The following is a 2,053-nucleotide window of genomic DNA, read 5'->3' as shown; positions in this document are numbered from 1 at the left end:
GTCACTTGTTGCCGATCCATTTGCAGTTTAATTTTAATCGACGGATAATCGTCGCGGCGATCGAGCTTGGGCTGATAGCTGCCGACTTGGATCGGTGTTTGCGCTAAAGTTGCCAAGAATTTGGCACCGATCGCCGCAGGGATCGCGATCTTTTTTGTCTGCTGTTGATGAATTCCGGCTGCACCATAACCACCGATCGCAATGTAGGCATTACCGACTAATTTTTCCTGGTGGCGGCGGAGTTTATAGTGACGCAAAACTGGAGTGATGTCTGAGTAGCCATTCCAATCATTGTGGATTTCGATGGTACTCGCTTGCATCACGGGTGCGAGGCTGGGTAGTTTCGTCAGGGGCTGACTCTGTGCCGTCTCGATCGGGGAGCGAGCTCAACTACTACATAATATTAATAGCAATTGGGGCAATTTTTTGTACATCGATCGACTCCAACTATCGCCCGAATTAGGAATATTGGTAGCTGCTATTTTGACTGCTTTTGGGGGATGGCGGGCTGGTAAATAGCAGTTGCTTCTAAGAGGCTGTTTGAAAAGTATAGATTAGCATTCGTAAACCCTAGAAATCCCCCCTGTCTTGTCTCGCTAAACCGTCGGGAAACAGAGGCGTGCGCGAGCCGCTAGCCCCCCTTTTCAAGGGGGGAACCGGATTTAAAGTCCCCCTGCTTGGTGCAAGCCATGGGTCGGGAACCTCCGCGTGGTTGCATCCGCTTTTTAAGGGGGATTTAGCGGATGCTAAGCTGCGCCTCTGTTCCCCGACGGGTTAGCGACCCAAATCGCGCTGTAGGCGAAGACGTGTCGCTAGACGGTTCCCTCGTGAATAGCGTTTGGGTCAAGACAGCGGCTCGCATAATCCGGGAGGTTACCGCCCGGATTATGCGAGACAAGACAGCGCACCAAGCAGGGGGATTTAGATCTACGATCGAAGCCAATAAAACTTTTCAAACATCCTCTCACTAGAAGCAACCGCTCGATCGACTAATCTTCAGCAAAGATATAGCGCCGCAATTCGCTCGGATCGGGTTCGGGACTATTTTCCGCAAACTCGACCGAATCATCGACTATTGCCTGCACTTCGCGATCGAGTGCGGCTAGTTCTTCAGTAGTAACTAACCCTTCGGCAATTAAATAATTTGCCAACTTTTTAATCGGATCGCGAGCAAACCAGAACTCTTTTTCTTCCTTCGGACGTAGCTCGTCGGGATCTGCCAAGGAATGACCGCGAAAACGGTACGTCAGGGCTTCAATTAGGGTCGGCCCTTCCCCCGCACGGGCGCGAGCGACTGCCTCCTTAGCGACGCTGTAGACGGCTAAGACATCCATCCCATCGACTTGAACGCCGTGCATCCCAAAGGCAGCACCCTTGGTATAGATTTCCGGTACCGATGTCGCCCGTTCGTGAGACATCCCGATCGCCCACTTATTATTTTCGACGACATAGAGCATCGGCAACTTCCATAGCGCCGCCATGTTCAGGCATTCAAAGAACTGACCGTTATTGGCAGCCCCATCGCCAAAGAAGCAAGCCGAAACCAGATCCGAACTCGCATCGCCGAGCGCATCGCGGCGATATTTACTCGCAAAAGCCGCTCCAGTCGCCACGGGAATCCCCTCGGCAACAAAAGCATAACCGCCGAGTAACCGATGCTCCTTAGAAAACATGTGCATCGAGCCGCCGCGCCCTTTGCTACAGCCAGTCTCCTTGCCAAATAACTCCGCCATCACCTCGCGGGCGGGTACGCCAGCACTGAGAGCGTGGACGTGATCGCGATAAGTACTAGAAACATAGTCTTGTCCCGGACGCATCGCTTTAATTACGCCAGAGGAGACCGCTTCTTGACCGTTATACAGGTGGACAAAACCAAACATTTTGCCCCGATAGTACATCTCTGCACATTTATCCTCAAAGAACCGACCGAGGATCGTGTCGCGGTACAACATCAAGCCTTCTGCTTTAGTGATTTCTCCCGACTTTGGCTCAAATGCGGGTAAAGTTCTCTCTTGAACCATTTAGTTTGTTTTATCCACTTGTGTGCGATCGA

2 protein-coding genes are annotated in these 2,053 nt (G+C 51.8%); both read right to left on the bottom strand.

Annotated features, from left to right (window positions below):
• Positions 1-323, bottom strand: a 323-nt coding sequence (locus RMO35_RS19785) for a hypothetical protein (RefSeq protein WP_309743455.1), incomplete at its 3' end; no start/stop codon positions are given.
• 666 nt (positions 324-989) lie between these two features.
• On the bottom strand, positions 990-2,021 hold the full coding sequence (gene pdhA / locus RMO35_RS19780; RefSeq protein WP_309743453.1) for a pyruvate dehydrogenase (acetyl-transferring) E1 component subunit alpha: 1,032 nt from the start codon (positions 2,019-2,021) through the stop codon (positions 990-992).
• Positions 2,022-2,053: the final 32 nt, after the last annotated feature.

The sequence above is a fragment of the Chamaesiphon sp. OTE_20_metabat_361 genome (assembly GCF_031364565.1).
Note: the sequence above shows the minus strand (reverse complement) of the source record. Positions and strands in the feature narration are given on the sequence as shown.

Bases quoted from the DNA above. Each gene is read 5' to 3' on its own strand.
- pdhA (WP_309743453.1), bottom strand. From the start codon at position 2,021: ATGGTTCAAGAGAGAACTTTACCCGCATTTGAGCCAAAGTCGGGAGAA.